The organism is Pseudoalteromonas ulvae UL12 (assembly GCF_014925405.1).
Lineage (GTDB): Bacteria > Pseudomonadota > Gammaproteobacteria > Enterobacterales > Alteromonadaceae > Pseudoalteromonas > Pseudoalteromonas ulvae.
Map to the genome: position 1 here is coordinate 31,254 of NZ_AQHJ01000031.1, position 19,429 is coordinate 50,682.

Annotated in this window: 20 protein-coding genes; 2 read left to right on the forward strand and 18 right to left on the reverse strand. The window is 39.5% G+C overall.

Features of this window, described 5'->3' with window-relative positions; all coding sequences use genetic code 11:
• Positions 1-20 precede the first annotated feature (20 nt).
• Entirely contained in the window at positions 21-1,079 is a 1,059-nt protein-coding gene (locus PULV_RS15155) for a polysaccharide deacetylase family protein (RefSeq protein WP_193332170.1), read from the forward strand.
• Here the strand turns inward: PULV_RS15155 and PULV_RS15160 are convergent.
• The 13 genes from PULV_RS15160 to PULV_RS15220 form a co-directional block, all read right to left on the reverse strand.
• Positions 1,076-2,119, reverse strand: coding sequence for a protein-glutamate methylesterase/protein-glutamine glutaminase (locus PULV_RS15160; RefSeq protein ID WP_193332171.1), 1,044 nt, complete (start codon positions 2,117-2,119; stop codon positions 1,076-1,078). The two genes, PULV_RS15155 and PULV_RS15160, sit on opposite strands and share 4 nt — an antisense overlap.
• 11 nt (positions 2,120-2,130) lie before the next feature.
• Positions 2,131-2,748, reverse strand: coding sequence for a chemoreceptor glutamine deamidase CheD (cheD, locus tag PULV_RS15165; protein ID WP_176365141.1), 618 nt, complete (start codon positions 2,746-2,748; stop codon positions 2,131-2,133).
• 2 nt (positions 2,749-2,750) lie between these two features.
• The gene (locus PULV_RS15170) at positions 2,751-3,566 is read right to left on the reverse strand and encodes a CheR family methyltransferase (RefSeq protein ID WP_193332172.1); all 816 of its coding nucleotides are present in this window, start codon (positions 3,564-3,566) and stop codon (positions 2,751-2,753) included.
• Positions 3,567-3,637: 71 nt separating this feature from the next.
• The gene (locus tag PULV_RS15175; protein ID WP_193332173.1) at positions 3,638-6,715 is read right to left on the reverse strand and encodes a methyl-accepting chemotaxis protein; all 3,078 of its coding nucleotides are present in this window, start codon (positions 6,713-6,715) and stop codon (positions 3,638-3,640) included.
• A gap of 24 nt (positions 6,716-6,739) precedes the next feature.
• Positions 6,740-7,252 (reverse strand): chemotaxis protein CheW, encoded by a 513-nt coding sequence (locus tag PULV_RS15180; protein WP_086743118.1) that lies wholly within the window; start codon positions 7,250-7,252, stop codon positions 6,740-6,742.
• The gene (locus PULV_RS15185; RefSeq protein WP_086743117.1) at positions 7,253-9,340 is read right to left on the reverse strand and encodes a chemotaxis protein CheA; all 2,088 of its coding nucleotides are present in this window, start codon (positions 9,338-9,340) and stop codon (positions 7,253-7,255) included.
• Between the two features lie 18 nt (positions 9,341-9,358).
• Positions 9,359-9,721 carry a response regulator gene (locus tag PULV_RS15190; protein WP_086743116.1) on the reverse strand — a complete coding sequence of 121 codons (363 nt, stop codon included), beginning with the start codon at positions 9,719-9,721 and terminating at the stop codon, positions 9,359-9,361.
• Positions 9,722-9,732: 11 nt separating this feature from the next.
• Entirely contained in the window at positions 9,733-10,002 is a 270-nt protein-coding gene (locus PULV_RS15195; protein ID WP_086743115.1) for an STAS domain-containing protein, read from the reverse strand.
• 175 nt (positions 10,003-10,177) lie between these two features.
• Positions 10,178-10,771, reverse strand: coding sequence for an SCO family protein (locus PULV_RS15200; protein ID WP_193332174.1), 594 nt, complete (start codon positions 10,769-10,771; stop codon positions 10,178-10,180).
• Positions 10,771-11,688: a heme o synthase gene (gene cyoE / locus PULV_RS15205; protein WP_086743113.1), complete on the reverse strand. Its 918-nt coding sequence runs from the start codon at positions 11,686-11,688 to the stop codon at positions 10,771-10,773. The genes PULV_RS15200 and cyoE overlap by 1 nt, the downstream gene beginning before the upstream one ends.
• Positions 11,689-11,701: 13 nt before the next feature.
• The gene (locus PULV_RS15210) at positions 11,702-12,697 is read right to left on the reverse strand and encodes a COX15/CtaA family protein (protein ID WP_086743112.1); all 996 of its coding nucleotides are present in this window, start codon (positions 12,695-12,697) and stop codon (positions 11,702-11,704) included.
• Positions 12,698-12,712: 15 nt separating this feature from the next.
• A complete protein-coding gene (locus PULV_RS15215; protein ID WP_086743111.1) occupies positions 12,713-13,210 on the reverse strand; it encodes a hypothetical protein in 498 nt (165 codons plus the stop codon).
• Entirely contained in the window at positions 13,203-13,940 is a 738-nt protein-coding gene (locus tag PULV_RS15220; RefSeq protein WP_176365132.1) for an SURF1 family protein, read from the reverse strand. The genes PULV_RS15215 and PULV_RS15220 overlap by 8 nt, the downstream gene beginning before the upstream one ends.
• Before the next feature lie 19 nt (positions 13,941-13,959).
• On the opposite strand from PULV_RS15220, the gene PULV_RS15225 reads away from it, so the two are divergent.
• On the forward strand, positions 13,960-14,265 hold the full coding sequence (locus PULV_RS15225; RefSeq protein ID WP_086743109.1) for a DUF2909 domain-containing protein: 306 nt from the start codon (positions 13,960-13,962) through the stop codon (positions 14,263-14,265).
• On the opposite strand, the gene PULV_RS15230 is transcribed toward PULV_RS15225, so the two are convergent.
• From PULV_RS15230 to lexA, 5 genes are all read right to left on the reverse strand, one after another.
• Positions 14,165-15,046 (reverse strand): cytochrome c oxidase subunit 3, encoded by an 882-nt coding sequence (locus PULV_RS15230; protein ID WP_193332175.1) that lies wholly within the window; start codon positions 15,044-15,046, stop codon positions 14,165-14,167. The two genes, PULV_RS15225 and PULV_RS15230, sit on opposite strands and share 101 nt — an antisense overlap.
• Positions 15,030-15,602: a cytochrome c oxidase assembly protein gene (locus tag PULV_RS15235; RefSeq protein WP_086743107.1), complete on the reverse strand. Its 573-nt coding sequence runs from the start codon at positions 15,600-15,602 to the stop codon at positions 15,030-15,032. Before PULV_RS15235 ends, PULV_RS15230 begins: the two co-directional genes overlap by 17 nt.
• Entirely contained in the window at positions 15,602-17,179 is a 1,578-nt protein-coding gene (gene ctaD / locus PULV_RS15240) for a cytochrome c oxidase subunit I (RefSeq protein WP_193332176.1), read from the reverse strand. Before ctaD ends, PULV_RS15235 begins: the two co-directional genes overlap by 1 nt.
• Before the next feature lie 4 nt (positions 17,180-17,183).
• On the reverse strand, positions 17,184-18,311 hold the full coding sequence (coxB, locus tag PULV_RS15245; protein WP_086743105.1) for a cytochrome c oxidase subunit II: 1,128 nt from the start codon (positions 18,309-18,311) through the stop codon (positions 17,184-17,186).
• 249 nt (positions 18,312-18,560) lie between these two features.
• Positions 18,561-19,178 carry a transcriptional repressor LexA gene (gene lexA / locus PULV_RS15250; protein ID WP_193332177.1) on the reverse strand — a complete coding sequence of 206 codons (618 nt, stop codon included), beginning with the start codon at positions 19,176-19,178 and terminating at the stop codon, positions 18,561-18,563.
• Positions 19,179-19,429 lie beyond the last annotated feature (251 nt).

A 19,429-nucleotide genomic window follows, 5' to 3' on the forward strand; every position in this document is an offset into this window, starting at 1 on the left:
GCAAGAAACAACAGGCTTTTATGATGCTGCCAATCAGTTTTAAACAGTTTTACCATGCAATTATTGCGACCCTTTTGCTATTACCACTCAATGCTACTGCTGCTGTTATTCTACAATATCATCATGTCAGCGACACTTTACCAAAAGTGACGAGTATTAGCGCATCTGATTTTGAGCAGCACTTGTTATACCTTAAAAACAATCAATTTGACGTCATCTCATTGCCCGAATTAATCGCAGCACTACAAGAAAAGAAGAAGCTCAGCGATAAAACCGTCGCAATTACGTTTGACGACGGTTTTAAAAATAACTATGAACAAGCAGCTCCCTTACTCGAAAAATATCAATTCCCTTATACTATTTTTGTAAACCCCAAACTGATAGATGAGAATGTTCAGCAGATCATATCTTGGGAACAATTAAGAGTTTTAGTTAACAAGGGGGCCACTATTGCCAACCACAGTATGTCTCATGATTACTTGCATCATAAACATCCTGGCGAGTCTAACGCTGATTGGTTAGCACGGATCCGAGCTGATATTCTTACATCCGAACAGCGAATCGCAGATGAAACAGGGCACAATTTTAAATATCTTGCCTACCCTTATGGTGAGTTCAATTTAGAATTGCAAAAATTGGTCGAAGAAATCGGCTTCATTGGATTTGGCCAACACTCAGGGGCGATTACACATACTAACGATTTTACACGCTTACCTAGATATCCAGCTTCAGGGAACTATAGCGATATCAGTACATTAACGACTAAGTTAGATTCTCTGGCCTTTCCTTTAAGTAAAAAAATTATGGTCGACTCGGTGACAAGTGAACTGAAGCCCAGCATAACGCTGCACTTTTCAGAGCTTGATTTTACACCAAATCAATTTCAGTGTTTTATATCTGGAGGGAATAGCGCTGATCTTATATGGAGTGAAGATAATAAAAGCGTCACTGTGAGAGCGTTAAAACCTCTCAGAAAAGGCCGTACACGCTATAATTGCACAGCCCCATCTAAGCGAAAAAACGGGCGTTATTATTGGTTCTCACAACCATGGGTCGTGGTTGCTGAACAAAATAATTAACGTTTAATCATGGAACGCATCAAAATATCGGCCACCTGCTCTAAAGGCACTGTTTTTTCTGCAGCCCCAAGCTCAACAGCAGCACGGGGCATTCCCCATACTACCGATGTTTTTTCATCTTGAGCAAACGTAGTTGCGCCAGCTTCTTTTAAGTGAAGCAACCCCTTTGCTCCATCAGCTCCCATGCCAGTTAAAATGATGGCAGTTGTTTTTTTAGGGGCAATATTAACTAAAGAATCAAATAACGCATCCACAGCCGGCCGATGTCGATTAATCGGCGCACCTTTGTCTAACCGACAAACCAGTTTTGAGCCTTGCGGTTGTAATCTCAAGTGAAAATCACCTGGTGCAATATAAACAAAACCAGCTTTTAGCACATCACCATCTTCCGCTTCTTTTACCGTCATTTTTGCGACTCTATCCATCCTTTCTGCAAATGACTTACTAAACACCGGAGGAATATGCTGCGTAATAACAACAGGTACAAAATGTGCTGGTAAGCGAATTAATACCTCTTTTATTGCTTCTGTCCCCCCGGTTGATGCACCAATAGCAACCAAATGATTTGCTTTAAACTCTAAACTTTCTGGCGAACTGACTTTATTCGCATGGGTCGAAGATGGAGTTTGTGAGTAAATCCTCACTTTGGCTTTAGCTGCTGCACGGATTTTATCGTGAAGGATTTCAGCATAGGCATTAAGCTCTGCTGCCACATTTTTAGTTGGCTTAGCGACAAAATCAATTGCACCTAACTCTAATGCCTCTAATGTTGTTGGTGCACCTTCTTGAGTTAAAGTAGACACCATCACAACCGGCATAGGCCTCAAACGCATCAGGTTTTTTAAAAAGCTAATGCCATCCATTTTTGGCATTTCAACATCCAGAGTGAGCACATCCGGATTTAAAGACTTAATTAATTCTCTTGCATGAAACGGATCTTCTGCAGCGCCAACCACTTCAATATCGTTGGCCTGATCAAGAACTTGTGTCATTAAAGCCCGAATTAAAGGAGAGTCATCAACAATCAATACTCGAATCATACTTTTCACCTCTAAAATAGCTCTATGTCAGTATGCGATTTCTGCTGCTCAATCTCGCTAAAGTAACGAATTTCTCGCTCTTTAATCGTGTCATTATGCATACTTCGTAATTTTTTAACCTGTGCTTTTCCTGTGGTCGGATTAAATAGCACCTTACGTGGCCACGGGCCTCCAACATCATGAGATTCGACTTTTAAACCCTCTTGTTTCAAAAAATCAGAGACAAATCGAATGTTCCCTTCACCAACATCTGTCATCGAACTAATGATTTTGCCACCACCAAATAACTTCACTTTGAGATTGTCTCGACAACCACCATTTTTCAAAATTTCATTAATTAGAAATTCCATTGCCCAGTTACCATAACGACAACTGAGTGGATCTTCAAAATCATCAGCATGCCCTTTTTTGATTGGCAACATAAAGTGATTCATTCCACCTATACCCATTTTATAATCATAGATACATGCTGAAATACATGAGCCTAATACCGTCGAAATCACTTCATCCTGCTTCGTGACATAAAACTCTCCAGGCAAAATTTTTGCAACCACTCGCTCACGTTGTCGATCCCAATATCGTTTAACATGTTCGAAGCCTGATAAGACGGGTTTAAAATGTTCGTGCAAGCTCATACCTTCCTATATATAGTTTTGCCTAAACTTTTGAATCGCTTTTGCTCTTTCCCCATACTTTCAGAGTGACCTAAAAATAAATATCCATCAGGGACAAGAATATCGGCGTAACGCTCAAATAAATTCTCTTTTGTTGGTTTATCAAAATAAATCACCACATTACGACAAAAAATCAGATCAAAAGGCCCTTTCATTGGCCACTCTTGTAATAAGTTTAGGCGTTTAAAATGAATTTTGCTTTTCAGTTGCTCTTTAACTTTGTAGATATCTGCTGACTTACTGCGAAGAAAGAAATTCTCCAAATGTGACTTATCCAACCCAGTCACCGATGACGCTGAATATTCACCCGTACTCGCTTTGTGCAACACATTAGAGTCCAAATCAGTGGCTAAAACTTTCACATCCCAATTGCTTGGAAATAACCCAGCTAGGGTCATTGCAATGGAATAAGGCTCTTCTCCTGTCGAGCAACCTGCTGACCATATCCTGACTCGTTTGGTTTGTTGATTTTTTTGAATTAACTCAGGGATGATGGTGTCACTTAAGAATTTAAAGTGGTGATTTTCACGAAAGAATGAAGTTAAGTTAGTCGTAATTGAATTAATAAAGTGACTAAACTCTTCTTCTTTGTGTGAGTCCAAATAACCTAAATACCGCGAAAAAGAATCAAATCCGAGCTTCCTTACTCGTCTAGCTAAACGCGAGTAAACCATCTCTCGCTTATGATCTCCAAGTACAATGCCACATGCTTTATAGACCATTGCGACTATTTGTTTAAATTCATCATCTGTTAGTAAAAATTCTTTCGCCACAATAGGGTCCTTTCTGTACAGATAAAGAAATAAAAGCCCACCACATGGGTAGGCCTATCATTACATAGAGATTAAAACTCCTCCCACTCCTCAGAAGAATCAACAAAGTTATCACCAACAGGAGGGCTACTAAGTCGTGCTGAACGGCTTGGAATAGCAGGTCGTTGTGGTTTGGCTACTGGATAATCTGCTTTTTGAGCGACGCTAAGTGGACTGCCAGCCACTATATTGAAAAAGCTCAATAGCTGCCTCATTCCCTTCGCTTGTTCTGACATAGACTCACTTGCGGCAGACGCTTGTTCAACCAATGCAGCATTTTGCTGAGTCATCTCATCCATTTGCGTAATCGCTTTATTGACCTCTTCAATGCCCGAGCTTTGTTCTTCAGACGCGGTTGAAATATCGCCTATCATTTCTGTCACTTTTTGTACGGCCGCTACAATCTCTTGAAGTGTACTGCCTGACTCATTGACTAAAATGGTACCATCTTCAACTTTACTCACACTGTCTCTAATTAACTCTTTTATTTCTTTTGCAGCAGCAGCAGAGCGCTGCGCTAGATTTCTGACTTCACCTGCAACAACCGCAAAACCACGACCTTGCTCTCCGGCCCTTGCAGCTTCTACCGCAGCGTTCAGCGCAAGTAAATTAGTTTGGAAAGCGATTTCATCGATCACACCGATAATATCGGATATCTTTTTACTCGACTCATTGATCTCGGCCATACTCGAAACAGCGCGCTCAACCACCGCACCGCCTTGTAATGCTTTATCTCGAGTATCTGCCGCTAATTCATTGGCAATTTTGGCATTATCTGCATTTTGTCTTACCGTGCTGGTCATTTCTTCCATACTTGAAGCTGTCTCTTCTAAAGAAGAAGCCTGCTCTTCGGTACGTTGACTTAAATCTGCATTTCCTTGTGATATCTCCTCCGCACCACTTGCCACTAAATTAGAAGAAGAATTAATTTTATCAATCACTTCTGTTAACTTATCGGCAGTTGTATTTATATCTCGTTTTAACTTATCAAATGAGCCCTTGTATTCTTTTTCGATGCGTTGAGTTAAATCCCCATGAGCCATAGAATCGAGCATTCTTGCAGTTTCAGAGACTGCATCATCGACGATATCAACTAAGCTATTCAGCCCTTGCGCAAGATTTAACGCAAACCCTTTTTTGCCTTGCTCTTCTATGCGAGCATTGAGGTCGCCTTCTCCTGCTGCTGAGATTAGCTCAGCTATTTCACGCTCAATGCCGACCTCCTCGGTACGATCGACCCACTCAACTACAGTGCCAATGCGCACATCTTCATCAGAAACAATTGGATTTGCAATTAAGCCAAAGGTACGCCCTCCAACTTGTATTTCTGTCTTGTACGTGGTTTTTAATTTATCTAACATGCCTTGCTGATGAGCTGGGTTTTTATGGAATTGGTCGATATTTGCATTTAACAGTTTTCGACTATCGAAGTTAGGTAAGTCTTTCTTAAGGTCACTTTCAGCATTTTGCATCATACTTAAGACTGCATTATTCATATAGACAATCGTATTTGTTGCATCAGCGATCATTGTATTTGTCGCTACGGTGTCAAGTGCTTGTCTTACTCGTAAGTTTTCTTCCGCTATTTCTCTAGCTTCTTTTTCTTGTGCTAAACGCTCAGTTTTATCTTCCCATTCAACCACCGTCCCTAAGCGCTCACCATCATCCGAAAATACGGGTGTTGCAGTAAGACCAAAAGTGAAGCCAGCTAATTCTAAATTGGTTGTATATGTCGAGGTTAACTTATCAAGCATGGCACGCTGGTGACTCGGATTTTTATGAAAATCATCAACACAGGTACCAATCAAGTTGGCAACACTAAATTTCGGTAACACCGAATGAAGCTGAGCTTCATTCGAACTTAACATCTCAATGACAGCATCATTGGTATAAACAATGTTCAAATCTGCATCTGCCATCATAACATTGGCTTTACACACTTTAAGTGCACTGGCAATACGCGCATTATTAGCAGCTTCTTCTTTGGCTAATAATTCCGCTTCTAGCCGATCTGTTTTATCATCCCACTCAACCACAGTACCCAAACGGTTACCGTCATCGTCAAAGACAGGTGTTGCAATTAAACCAAAAGTAAAGCCTGCAACTTTGATGTCCGTTCTGTAAACAGCATTGAGTGATTTAAGCAAACCACGTTGATGTGCAGGATTTACATGAAAATCATCAATACAGGTACCAATCACATTGTCGATATCAAATTTAGGCAGAACTGTTCTTAGTTGGTCTTGATTCCCCCGAAGCATTTCTTCTACCGCTCGGTTTATATATACAATATTTAAGTCGTTGTCGGCCATCATCACATTTGCTTGGCATACATCTAAAGCACTTGAAATTCTTGCACTTTTTGCGAGTAATTCTTGCTCTCTATTTTGAGCGGCAACCTCTTCAGTGAGATCTTTCCATTCAACTACAGTTCCTAAACGCTCTCCTGCATCAGAAAACAATGGTGTCGCGATTAAGCTAAAGGTAAGGCCTGATAATTCAAGTTTGGTTTTATAAGGTTGTTGTAGAGATTGTAATAAACCTCTTTGATGGCTTGGTGTTTTATGGAATTGATCCACACACGTGCCTACCAGTGACGCAACATTTAAACTCGGAACGGCTGTTCTTAATTGGCTTTCATTACTTTGCAACATGCTGACAACGGACTTATTAACATAGGTAATTGTGCAGTCGCTATCGGCCAACATTACATTTGCCTGGCAGACATCTAAGGCTTTTAATAAGCTTTCAACAGATGCTTGCGAATCAGTTGATGTCGTAACCGGTACTTTAATTAATGATTTTATGGTTTTGAAAAAAGCTGGAAATACACTCTGATTCAGTTCTATCAACGCATCAAAATTTTTCTCTTGTAGCAGCGGAAGTGCTTCCTCAATCACATTGAGTTTATCAGCAATTTGCTCTACTGCTTTGTATAAAAAAGCCATCGCCCCAATAGTAGCAATACCAAATACAAGTATTGCAATTATGGAATATTGCCCCATTTCCACCCCTGCTAGTTGCAAACTCACAATGAACGAGATCAGTACAACCGAGGTCGCAATAAGCAGTTTGTTCAACACTTTAGCCTTTGAATTGACAGTTTCCATCTTGCCCCCTTGTGCAAAGATCAACTAATTAATAACAACTTCTTGTTCTGTTTCATGTCTGAGGTTTAGTACACGCTCTAACTTAAGTAGTACCACCATTTTTTCCCCGACATTCACTAACCCATGGACAAACTCTGCATTGTCGCTTCTGTTAATGTCAGGCACGTCAGTTGCTTGTTCTTCCGCAATACTGTAAACATCTGATACTGCATCAACCACTAGCCCCATAATCTTTGATCCTTGCGCAAGCTCAACCTTTACAACAATTACGACAGTCAACGGGCCGTAATCTGCGACTTTCAAGCCAAATCGCAGTCGCAAGTCGATGATAGGGACTATTGTCCCCCTCAAATTAATCGCCCCTTTTACATAACGAGGAGAGTTTGGAATGGTTGTGATTTCTTCCCACCCTCTTATTTCTTGCACAGTTAAGATATCCACACCATATTCTTCTTCATCCATTATGAAAGTCAGAAACTGACGAATAGATGTATCTTCTTCTGATAATGCATCCGACTCTAAAGTAGAATCATCCATTTAATGCGCCTCCAAGCCATCAATCACTAACTCTTGCCGTCCTGCTTTTTTTAACCCTGCAAGTTTTATAAGGCCTGTAATATCAACGATTAATGACACTCTGCCATCACCCAAAATAGTGGCACCTGATACCCCTTCGACCTTTTGGTAGTTGGCTTCTAAGCTTTTAATAACAACCTGCTGTTGGGCTAAAAGATCATCAACTAACAAGCCCACTTTTTGGTTATCGCTTTCAACAACAACAAGCAGCCCTTTTTCTAAATCTTCGATGGCCCCACGGTGATTAAATATTTGATAAAGACGTAAAATAGGCACATATTCATCGCGAAGCCTAAGCACATCTAAACCACCACCCACACTGTTTACTTTTTTGATATCAACTTGCAGAGATTCGACAATGGAAATAAGAGGGATAATATAAGTGTGCTGACCAACAGTGACGAGTTGACCATCCAAGATAGCCAAAGTTAACGGTAAACGAATGGTGAATGTTGAGCCAACCCCTTGCTCGGAAGTCACTTCAATTGATCCATTTAAAGCTTGAATATTCCTTCGGACGACGTCCATCCCAACACCACGCCCAGAAATATCACTCACTTCATCAGCTGTAGAAAAGCCAGGCATGAAAATGAGTTCGTTAATTTTGTCGTCGCTAAGATCATCAGTTTCAGAAATTAAACCATTCTGTAACGCTTTGCTGCGGATTTTCTGTGTATTTAGGCCATTTCCATCATCCATTATCTCAATAACAATATTGCCGCCTTGATGGAATGCATTGAGTGTGACTTTCCCGACAGGATCTTTACCTGCCTCTTCACGTACATCTGGTCTTTCTAAACCATGATCGAGAGAATTTCTAACTAAATGAACCATAGGGTCAGAAATTTTCTCCATCACTGTTTTATCTAATTCAGTTTGCTCACCCAGTAATTTAAGCTCAACTTGTTTGCCTAATTTTTGCGATGTATCTCGAACTAACCGCGGGAAACGGCTGAAAACAAAGCTAATTGGAAGCATCCGGATCCGCATAACACTTTCTTGTAAATCTCTAGTGTTGTGTGCAAGTTGCGCTAATCCTTCTTGGAGTGCCATTAATTTGTTATCTGTTATCTCACCCTCACCAAGCTGAGTTAACATGGCTTGTGTTATTACAAGCTCACCAACCATATTGATCAACGAATCAACTTTATCAATGCTGACTCGAATTGAAGTAGATTCTGCGGCTTTTGCTACAGGCTTAGCTGTTTCAGATTCTGATTTGACCGCTTTGCTCTGTTCAACTTTTACAGCTGGCTCTGGCTTGCTATTAGTTTCTGATTCAGGAGGTGCAGCTATCAACTCATCATCTTCTTCAAACAACCCTCCACAAACAGTGATAGTAATTTCTGCATCATCTTCAACCCACTCAAAAACCTCTTTTATCCTACTTTCAGACTCAGTTGTCTCTAAATAAAATGTCCATGCTAAATAACAATCATCAGGCTGCATGTCATTTATATCTGCAATCCCATCAAGGTTCACTTTTACATCAAGTTGACCTAGCTCAGATAGCTCAGTAATCATGAATAGCGGTTCATTTCCTGTCTTGAACAGGTGATGGAGCGGCTTAAAAATGATCTCAAATGTATCTACAGATGAAGGACCACCTTGGGCTTTTGGCGCAGGTGAAGACGGGGTATCTGACTGAGCTGCTGGTTGCTCATTATTTAGAATTCTTTCGAACTCTTGCCTTAACGCAATCGATTGAGATAAGTCTGGTTCTTGCTCTAACTGCAAGGCTGATAAAAGCAAACGAAGGCAATCAACTGATTGCAAAAGCAAATTCACATGATCAGGCTCTAATGCACGCCGGCCATCGCGTATTTGATCTAATAAAGTTTCAAGAACATGAGTGAAGTCGGCAACAGAAGAAAAACCAAACGTACCACTTCCACCTTTTATGGAATGAGCGGCTCTAAAAATAGTGTTAATGGTTTCTGAGTCTAGATCTCCTGGCTGCAGGTTTAACAGCTCTGACTCCATGGTATCTAACCCTTCGAAGCTTTCTTCAAAAAAAACCTCAAAAAATTGACTGAGATCGATACTCATAACATCTCCTTGTTAACGTTAACGTATTACTTTCTTGATAACCGCCAACAACTGCTCGGGATTAAATGGTTTGACTATCCAACCTGTGGCTCCAGCAGCTTTGCCTTCTGTTTTTTTGTCTAAACCTGATTCGGTGGTCAACATTAACATCGGGGTAAATTTATATTCTGGTAAGCCTCTTAGCTCTCGGATCAGGGTTATGCCGTCCATAATCGGCATATTGACGTCAGAAATGATCGCATCAAATGAATTTTGCTTAGCTATCGCTAATGCTTCACTTCCATCTTTAGCTTCGGTTACATCGAAACCTGCTTTTTTTAAAGTAAAGCCAACCATCTGACGCATTGACGCAGAATCATCGACTGCCAAGATTTTTTTCATATCGACCTCATTTATACGTGTTCAAGTGATAAAAACTCATTTACCCCAAGGGTCTTAGCTGAGGATAGTAATGCTTTACTATTACCATGCCATTGAATGTGATGATCTGTAGAGAGTAAGTGCTTCTGAAGAGCACACAACATTTGTACTGAAGCAGTGTCCGCTTGAGAAACTTGGCTTATATCGAGCACAATATCACCACCATCGTTTAACAAACCAATTATGGTCTGATGAAAGGTGTTGATATTGTTAATGACAAGCTCTTCTGGCAACTGATACATGTATGTTCAATCCTTGTATATCATCTAATAAAAAGCTTAGCCGCAGTTAACCGATTTGCCACATTTATGCATGCTTTTTTTAATTTAATTAGAAGATTAGCACTGAACAGGAACACAAAATCCAGCTAGAAATATCCTTCCCTAGCTGGAGTACAAAGATGTGAAATTGCTTAATTTATTTTACAATTTTTTTGAAATCAGCAATCAAGGACGCTGTATTAATCGTTGGAGCACTACCTACTTTGAATTCAGGTTTAAATATCGCTTTTAACTCTCCCTGAGGCGAGACCAACGCAATGGATGCGCTATGATCGACACTATAATTATCCCTATTTTCATCGGCCATCGCATACATCAAACCAAGATCTCTCACAAATGGAAAAAGGTCTTTATGCCCCGCGGTTGCGCCAATAAATTCAGGATCAAAATAATTGGTATATTGGAGTAATTTTTCTGCTGTATCCCGCGCTGGATCAACAGATATTAACCACACTTTAATATTATAATCTGCTTGCAAAGATGACTTTACAGATTTTAATTTAGACAGCGTCATAGGGCAGATATCAGGACAGCTGGTATAACCTAAAAACAATAAGTTCCACCCACCTGTGAAGGCGTTATTATCGATTTTTTCGTTATTTTTGTTTATCAAAGTAAAAGGTTTAAGCTTTCGCGCTTCCTCATAAACGAGGGCATCCGTGTCGATAGCTTCTTCTTTACAGCCAATAAGCAAAATAAATAAAGTAATTAATAAAGCAATTTTTTTCATTAAAGGAACCATTTATCTAAAAATAAACCTATAAATAGTAACATCAATTGCACAATAGAATATTTAAATAAGTTCATTGCAGTCCCTTGATTGGCGTACCATTTTAATTGAATTGCTTTATAAATAAACACCCCGTTCAACATCACAGATATAACCAAATACAACCAGCCCGACATACCGATTAAATACGGAATAACACACACCACACCGAGTAAGACTGAATAAAGCAGCACACATGTTTTGCAAAAATCAATTCCATGAGTGACTGGCAACATAGGAATTTTCGCTCTGGCATAATCATCTTTACGATGGATTGCTAATGCCCAAAAATGAGGTGGGGTCCAAGTGAAAATAATCATGACAAGCAACCAAGGTTCAGCCGCTAACTGCCCAGTTTCAGATACCCAGCCTAACAAAGGCGGCATAGCTCCAGCTAATCCCCCTATGACAATATTTTGTGGCGTGGCGCGTTTTAAAAACATTGTATAAACAAACGCATACCCAACTAATGCCAACAAAGTTAACACTGCCGCCAGTAAATTCGAAAAAACACATAAAACAATAAAACCAAGACAACCTATTAGTAATGAAAAGATCACTGCATGAGTTTCAGATACTCGCCCTTTAACCAAAGGTCGATGGCGGGTTCTCGCCATCTTACTATCAATACCACTATCAACCACATGATTGATAACAGCCGCACTACTTGCAAGCAGACCGATGCCAAATAAACTCATGAATTGTTGAATAACGGTTCTTTGAGTCATTAACTCAGGAGCTAAAGCAACCCCAACTAAGGCCGTTAACACTAATAGAGCAACCACTTTTATTTTACATAACACTAAATAATCTTGTGCAGTGCCAATCACTTGAGAGAGGTTTATTTTTATTTTTTCACTATATGATATTGCATTCATCAGACATTTCCTTCTAACAACGTGATTTTACGTAATAACATAAACGGACAACACTTAAGAGCAAAAAAGCAGCCATAATATTATGTGCTAACGCAATTGAGAGCGGGAACTGCCAAATAATTAACAAAACTCCCAAAGACAATTGAGCACCTAATGCAATCAAAACTGTTAAAGCACAATCCTTTATTTTTCTTGAATAGCAATTACGCCATAACTGAAACAAAGTAATTAAAAGTACCGCACTGGTAATGACAGCCCAGATTCGATGTAACAAATGGATCGACATCCTGCTATCGGCAGACAATACGCCATATTCGTAGTTACTATGCTCAAGAGGTAAATGAAATACATCAGAAAAAGAAAAACGTACCAAGGAATCTGGGCCACATAATGGCAAATCTGCGCAATGAGGCGCAGCATAATTCGCAGCCAACCATCCACCTAAAGCGATTTGTATTATCAACACCCAAAGAGAGATTAAACATAAGCCCTGGAAACGCCTCGCCCCAGCATCCCCTCCAGGTATGGATTGAGCCGTTAACCTCAAATAAAGCAATCCTGTGAGGCTAAAAATTGCAAACCCTCCGAGTAAGTGACCCATTACAATTAATGGTTGTAATTGCATGGTCACAGTCAGCATTCCTAACGTTGCTTGAAATATTACCAGCAGCACTAAAAAAATAGGCAAGCGAAGAGGCGTTAATTCTCTTTTATTGATATAAGCTGCCCAAACAGCAATACATAAAATAAAAAGACCTAACGCCCCGGCAAAATATCGGTGAATCATTTCTTTCCACGCTTTGGCTGTTTCAATCACCATACCTGGAAAATTTTCAGCTACGACCTCTGCATGAATCTCATGATGTGGAACACTTAAAAAGCCATAACACCCAGGCCAGTCCGGACACCCTAAACCAGCATCACTTAAACGAGTATATGCACCTAAACCCACCACACATATTGAAAATAAACAGCAAATCAACACTAATTTTTTATATTTTTTTATCATGTTAATGATCCCTATTTAACTACTTCGAGCATATTTTAGTAATTTTTTTATATCTGTTAGCAGCCCTTTAAATACTATTTCTTCACTAATATCACTTGATAATGGATACTCCAAAACAATTAGCCCCATGTGATCCACCAAATAAATAGAATCTTCACTTAAGCGATTTAATTGTGTTTTGACAATTTCAGTCTTATTGAATGCTGCCTCTGTCTCACTCAATAAAACGACACCTACATGCTCATTATGCTTTCCTAAAGCTAAATGAACTTTGTTAACTGATTCAATCGTTGCAATGCACATACCCAAGCATCCATTAGGAGCCATAACAGCGATGGACCAAAGCCTCCGCTCCGGAGTCTGCCAATCAGTAATGATTATATTCTCTGTCACTAAAAGGCCATTGTTGACCGTTGTATTTGGGCTCCAATTACTTTGAAGAAACAAATAAGCACTGATTAAAGGAGTAATAAAACAAACCAAAAATAAACTCACGACCATTTTTCTACTCATGATTCCCCCTTACTTTTGACGCAAAAACAAATACAACAACAGCTGCTATGCCAATTAACCCCCACTGTAAAGCGTACGCTTTATGCTTTTGTGGTGTCATGACTACTGGCTCGTAATGTGGTTGAATATCTAAAATTGAGTCTTTTGAGTACGCCATAAATGGCAATAAAGATTCAGCTGATTGTCTTGCCAATTTATCAATATCAATATATTGAATTCTTTTTGGCCAGCTTGATGATTTCTCTTCTTCATGGGCTAGATAGAAGCCAGCAAGGTCTCCATCTTTAATTTGAGCTTTAATATTAATTTCAGTATCTGCAAAACTAACAGCAGGTAAAAAATTTCGCTCATCGCTAGCTGGGATCCATCCTAAATTTACAATTAAGCCACGAGGTTCATTTGCAACTTTAACAATTATCAAAACATCATACCCAACCCGACCATTAAGTACTTTATTATCTAACAGCCAGTATTTGTGCTTTTCGATAACCCCTTTAAGATGAACGATAACTCCTGTTTTATTCCATTCGTCAGGCATCAACAACGCTTCAGCCAACTGTAACTCGCCCAAACTTGCTTTATCTGCAAGGTAACTTAACGATTGCTGCTTTTCGATTGCGCGGTGATATTGCCACCTTGCAAGACCGCCACAAGATAAGGCTATTAATAAGGTGATTAATAGTGCTATAAATGAGAAGTGAAACGACTGATGCTGTAATCTTATATCCATAAACACCTTTGGAAAGCCCATGGTAATTAAGCTAATTATTATTTTATTATTATTGTTTATTCTTTTTAGTTTGTTTAAAGCATTACTAATTATGATGCGAGCCGACCCAAAAGCCCCTTCAATGTCTCAGTATTTGGGTCGACGAGTACTTATCTCCGTCTTAGTTTTACTCTGTATTTTAATTGCTATGGCTTTTGGCTGGATCACTCCAAACCAAAATCCGTTTATAAAACATAAACAAATACAAACAAACACAGCCACACTACATCTACAAAATGCCAATACCAAGCAGCAGCTTGAAAAGCAAAATGATTCTCAGATGTGAAATGCCCCTTAAAGATGCGTAATAACACGATCAGTAAGATCAGACTGCCCAGTGTTACGTGCATGCCGTGAAAACCCGTCAACAAAAAGAAGGTATTTCCATAAATCCCAGCATCAAGAGTCAGTCCCAAATCTTGATATGCATGAACATACTCTTCGATTTGCAAACCAACAAAAATAATCCCCAACACAACCGTTAATGCCAAAAAAAGCTTTAATTGTGAGCGGTTATCTTTCTCTAAGGCTTGATGCGCAAAATGAATTGTCACGGATGATGTTAATAAGATAACCGTATTAATTAATGGTAAGCCAGTCCACGGCATTGCTTGGGTAGTTTCCCCTGAAGGTGTCGTAAGCAAAGGCCAAACAGCATCAAAAGCAGGCCAAAGTAATTCATGAGTCATCGCATTGTTACTTGCCCCTCCAAGCCAAGGAACCGAAAGCACTCTGGCATAAAATAAAGCACCAAAAAATGCAGCGAAAAACATCACTTCAGAAAAAATGAACCAGCTCATACCTTGTCGGAAAGAGCGATCCATTTGTTTCGAATAAAGCCCCGATGCAGATTCTTCTATTACATTTTTGAACCAGCCATAAAGCATATAAATGATAGTCGCAATACCTACATAAAGTAGGTAATGTGTTAGCCCTGTTGACTCTTCTTTGGTCGAGTTAATAACCGTACTCGCAGCCCCCACAGCGATAAAAAACATCCCAAATGCACCGACGATAGGCCAGCGACTTTGTGCTGGGACATAATATGTTTCATATTCTTGTTTCATTCACAGTCTCCTTAGTTGAGGCAGTTACTGCTTGCTGAATTTGCTCACTGATATCAAAAACAGTATAGGATAAAGTTATTTCTTCAAATTTGAGAGGAAGTGCAGTATCAACATAAAACATAAGTGGAAGATCAGCGACTTCACCTGCAGACAAAGGTTGCTGATTAAAACAAAAGCACTCTATTTTATGGAGATATTTAGCGGCTAAGCCAGGAGAGACAGAGGGTACAGCTTGCAATATTCTATCTGTATCACTCATATTCTTAGCTTTAAAAACAATCTTATGCATCGCACCAGGCTGAACAGTTACTCGCTGAGCTTCTGCCGATACCTTAAATGGTGCCGCTCCCTGAATATGAGTAATAAAACCCACATCAACTAATCGCTCGCTATCCACTGTTGTACTTTGCTCTGCTTCTTCTAAAGAAGGTTTGCCGTTTAGACCAGTAATGTCACAAAACACGTCATATAAAGGAACAAGTGCAAATGCAAATGCAAACATTCCTGCACATGTGACAAGTAATTTTGTTAACAGCTTTTGGTGTAAAGAAGCCATTATTTTATCACCGGAGGGGTTTCAAAAGTATGGTATGGAGCTGGTGAAGGAACTTCCCACTCAAGCCCTTGTGCACCTTCCCACACCCGTGATGTAGCTTTTTCGCCACCTTTAATACATTTAATGACAACCCACACAAACAGCAGTTGTGATAAACCAAACGCAAAACCACCAATACTAATGATTGCATTAAAATCAGCAAACTGAAGAGCATAATCAGGAATACGTCGTGGCATACCGGCTAAACCAACAAAATGCATAGGAAAGAACAATACATTGACACTTATGAGAGATAGCCAAAAATGCGCTTGCGCCCACCCTTGGTGATACATGTTGCCAGTCCATTTAGGTAGCCAATAATACGCTGCAGCCATAATAGAAAAGACCGCCCCAGTCACCAGTACGTAATGAAAATGAGCCACTACAAAATAAGTATCATGATATTGGAAATCTGCCGGAGTGATGGCCAGCATCAAACCAGAAAACCCTCCTATAGTGAACAACACAATAAATGCGATACTAAAAAGCATCGGTATTTCAAAGCTTATCGAGCCTCGCCACATTGTTGCGACCCAGTTGAAGACCTTAACACCTGTCGGTACTGATATCAGCATAGTGCTGTACATAAAGAATAACTCACCAGCTAAGGGCATACCTGTAGTGAACATATGGTGCGCCCAAACAATAAAAGACAAAAATGCGATTGAAGCAGTTGCATAAACCATAGAGGCATAGCCAAATAAAGGCTTCCTAGAAAATGTCGGTACAATCGAAGAAATGATCCCAAACGCTGGCAAAATCATAATGTATACTTCTGGATGACCAAAGAACCAGAAGATATGTTGGAACATAACCGGATCACCACCTCCCATCGCGTTAAAGAAGCTGGTACCAAAATACTTATCGGTCAGAACCATAGTTACAGCACCCGCCAAAACGGGCATCACAGCGATTAATAAAAACGCGGTGATCAACCAAGTCCACACAAATAGAGGGAGTTTCATCCAAGTCATGCCTGGCGCTCGTAAATTTACGATGGTAACAATGACGTTAATTGCCCCCATAATGGAGCTTATTCCCATTATATGAACAGCAAACACAAAAAAAGCTGTACTATCGTTACTATAAGTGGTCGACAAAGGTGCATAAAAAGTCCAACCAAAATTAGGGCCTCCACCTTCCATAAATAGCGACATTAACAAAATTGAAAATGCAAAAGGTAAAATCCAAAAACTCCAGTTATTCATTCTGGGTAGTGCCATATCTGGCGCCCCTATCATCATAGGCACCATCCAGTTAGCTAAACCTGTAAAAGCAGGCATAACAGCACCAAATACCATAATCAATCCATGTACCGTCGTCATCTGATTAAAAAAATCAGGTTCAACTAATTGTAATCCGGGCTGAAACAGCTCAGCTCGAATCACCATCGCCATGCCCCCACCGACTAGAAACATGATTAGTGAAAATATCAAATACAATGAACCAATATCTTTATGGTTTGTGGTAAATAACCAACGCTTTATACCTTTTGGAACAGAATGAGATTCTGAATGATCGTGAGTCAGAGTTGTCATATTATTATTCTTCCTTCATTCTATTCTTAACATCACTCGGTTGAACGAGATCACCAGTGTTATTACCCCAAGCATTTCGTTCATAGGTAATAACAGCAGCTAATTGTTTTAAAGAAAGTTGCTTTACATAAGCTTGCATCGCTGTGCCAGGCTTACCGTGCAATACAATATCGATGTGATCATTTATTTCACCCTTTGCAATAGGGCTATCTTTCAATGCAGGGAAAACGCCACCTAACCCTAAACCTGTCACTTGATGGCAAGCTGCACAACTAGCTACATAAACTTGTTCGCCTAAGGTCATCAACTCATCTTCAGATAAAGTTTGATCTAATAGTTGCCTATCAGCTTGAGCAGCCTGTTCGCTTTCATTCTTGGTATTGATAAGCCAAGACTCAAAAGATTCAGGAGTAACAGCCTCAACAACGATAGGCATAAAGCCATGATCTTTACCGCAAAGTTCAGCACATTGACCTCGATAAATACCCGTTTCGTTGACTCTTGTCCAAGCTTCATTAATAAATCCAGGATTAGCATCTTTTTTTACCGCAAAGTCCGGCACCCACCAAGAATGAATGACATCATCAGATGTCATGAGGAAACGAACTTTACGATTTGTAGGGATAATAAGAGGCTTATCAACTTCGAGGAGGTAATTTTCTGTTTTATCTTTTTGATTTTTGATCTGCTCTTGAGGTGTAGATAGGATGGAGTAAAAATTTAAATCGTGTTCAAGATATTCATAATGCCATTTCCATTGTGAACCCGTAATCTTAATGGTGAGATCTGCTTTTGTCGTATCTTCCATCGCTATCAAAGTTTTTGTAGCGGGAATAGCCATTAAAATCAAAATTACAAATGGAATAGCTGTCCACAAGATTTCGACTTTGGTGCTTTCATGAAATTGTGAAGCGGTAACACCTTTTGACTTTCGATGATGGAACAAAGCCCAAAACATAATAGAGAAAACAATCACACCTATCACACAGCAAATTATAAAAATTGTCATATGTAGGTTATAAACATTCTCGCTGATGTCAGTCACGCCGGTCGTCATATTATAGTTGCTTTGGGCAAATACAAACGATGGCAAAACGAACATAACGAGCAAGGACATAAAGACCTTACCCATAGCACACTCCTTTAGTGAAGAAATTTAAGCACAACGAGTAATTTCTTCATTATTATTATTAATTAGAATCCAAAAGTTGATTTTTCAACCAACCGTAATTGAAAACTAGTCAAGGATAGTGTGTTAAGCAAGAAAGGAGAGGGGATTTTTAACTATAAAAAAGAAAGTGCGGCAAGCGCACTAAAATAAAAAGATATTAATCAATATGTTAGTTGTAATAACTAACAATATCAAAATTTAACAAAAATTTTACATCCAATCAGCATTTCGGATTACACCAACAGCAAGTCCTTCAATATCAAGAGATTCTTCCGACAAATCAACAACAATAGGATTGAAGTCATCATTTTCAGCATGAAGGAAAACTTTTTTACCTCTTTGCTCAAATCGCTTAACCGTAACATCTTCACCTACACGAGCAACAACAACCTGTCCATTACGCGCAACGGCACATCGATGAACAGCTAAAAGATCACCATCCATAATACCAATATCTTTCATACTCATGCCATTCACCCTGAGCAGAAAATCTGCCGCAGGTTTAAATAACATGGGATCGACTTGATAGTGGCTTTCGACATGCTCTTGAGCCAAAATAGGTTCACCTGCAGCAACTTTGCCAATTAATGGCAAACCTAATTGTTCCGGTTCTTCTTCTTCAACTAGTCTTAAGCCCCTGCTTGCACCTGGTACCATTTCGATAAAGCCTTTTTTTGAAAGGGCTTTCAAGTGCTCTTCAGCTGCATTTGCGCTTTTAAAACCTAGCGTATTGGCAATCTCTGCTCGAGTCGGTGGCATACCTGTATCTTTAATAAATACCTTTATAAGCTCAAGTATTTGAGCCTGACGATTTGTAAGTGGTCGCATACACTGGATTTCCATACAGTAAAGATAACTGTGATTATATACAGGGTAATATAAATCGCAATCTATTATCTAAATTCTTAAAAGATTGAAGAAATAATGATGAAATGAGTAAAATAAAAATTGAACAGAACTAAAAACACTATACAAAGTTCAAAGGGGTAGAGTGAATACTAAAAGTGAGTTTAAACACCAGACAGCAAAAAGCCCGACTCAATGAGTCGGGCTTTTCTTAATAGGAGCCTGGCGATGTC

Coding starts and splice junctions, on each gene's coding strand:
- PULV_RS15155 (WP_193332170.1), top strand. CDS start 21: ATGATGCTGCCAATCAGTTTTAAACAGTTTTACCATGCAATTATTGCG.
- PULV_RS15160 (WP_193332171.1), bottom strand. CDS start 2,119: ATGATTCGAGTATTGATTGTTGATGACTCTCCTTTAATTCGGGCTTTA.
- PULV_RS15175 (WP_193332173.1), bottom strand. CDS start 6,715: ATGGAAACTGTCAATTCAAAGGCTAAAGTGTTGAACAAACTGCTTATT.
- PULV_RS15180 (WP_086743118.1), bottom strand. CDS start 7,252: ATGGATGATTCTACTTTAGAGTCGGATGCATTATCAGAAGAAGATACA.
- PULV_RS15185 (WP_086743117.1), bottom strand. CDS start 9,340: ATGAGTATCGATCTCAGTCAATTTTTTGAGGTTTTTTTTGAAGAAAGC.
- PULV_RS15190 (WP_086743116.1), bottom strand. CDS start 9,721: ATGAAAAAAATCTTGGCAGTCGATGATTCTGCGTCAATGCGTCAGATG.
- PULV_RS15195 (WP_086743115.1), bottom strand. CDS start 10,002: ATGTATCAGTTGCCAGAAGAGCTTGTCATTAACAATATCAACACCTTT.
- PULV_RS15200 (WP_193332174.1), bottom strand. CDS start 10,771: ATGAAAAAAATTGCTTTATTAATTACTTTATTTATTTTGCTTATTGGC.
- cyoE (WP_086743113.1), bottom strand. CDS start 11,688: ATGAATGCAATATCATATAGTGAAAAAATAAAAATAAACCTCTCTCAA.
- PULV_RS15210 (WP_086743112.1), bottom strand. CDS start 12,697: ATGATAAAAAAATATAAAAAATTAGTGTTGATTTGCTGTTTATTTTCA.
- PULV_RS15215 (WP_086743111.1), bottom strand. CDS start 13,210: ATGAGTAGAAAAATGGTCGTGAGTTTATTTTTGGTTTGTTTTATTACT.
- PULV_RS15220 (WP_176365132.1), bottom strand. CDS start 13,940: ATGGATATAAGATTACAGCATCAGTCGTTTCACTTCTCATTTATAGCA.
- PULV_RS15225 (WP_086743109.1), top strand. CDS start 13,960: ATGGTAATTAAGCTAATTATTATTTTATTATTATTGTTTATTCTTTTT.
- PULV_RS15230 (WP_193332175.1), bottom strand. CDS start 15,046: ATGAAACAAGAATATGAAACATATTATGTCCCAGCACAAAGTCGCTGG.
- PULV_RS15235 (WP_086743107.1), bottom strand. CDS start 15,602: ATGGCTTCTTTACACCAAAAGCTGTTAACAAAATTACTTGTCACATGT.
- ctaD (WP_193332176.1), bottom strand. CDS start 17,179: ATGACAACTCTGACTCACGATCATTCAGAATCTCATTCTGTTCCAAAA.
- coxB (WP_086743105.1), bottom strand. CDS start 18,311: ATGGGTAAGGTCTTTATGTCCTTGCTCGTTATGTTCGTTTTGCCATCG.
- lexA (WP_193332177.1), bottom strand. CDS start 19,178: ATGCGACCACTTACAAATCGTCAGGCTCAAATACTTGAGCTTATAAAG.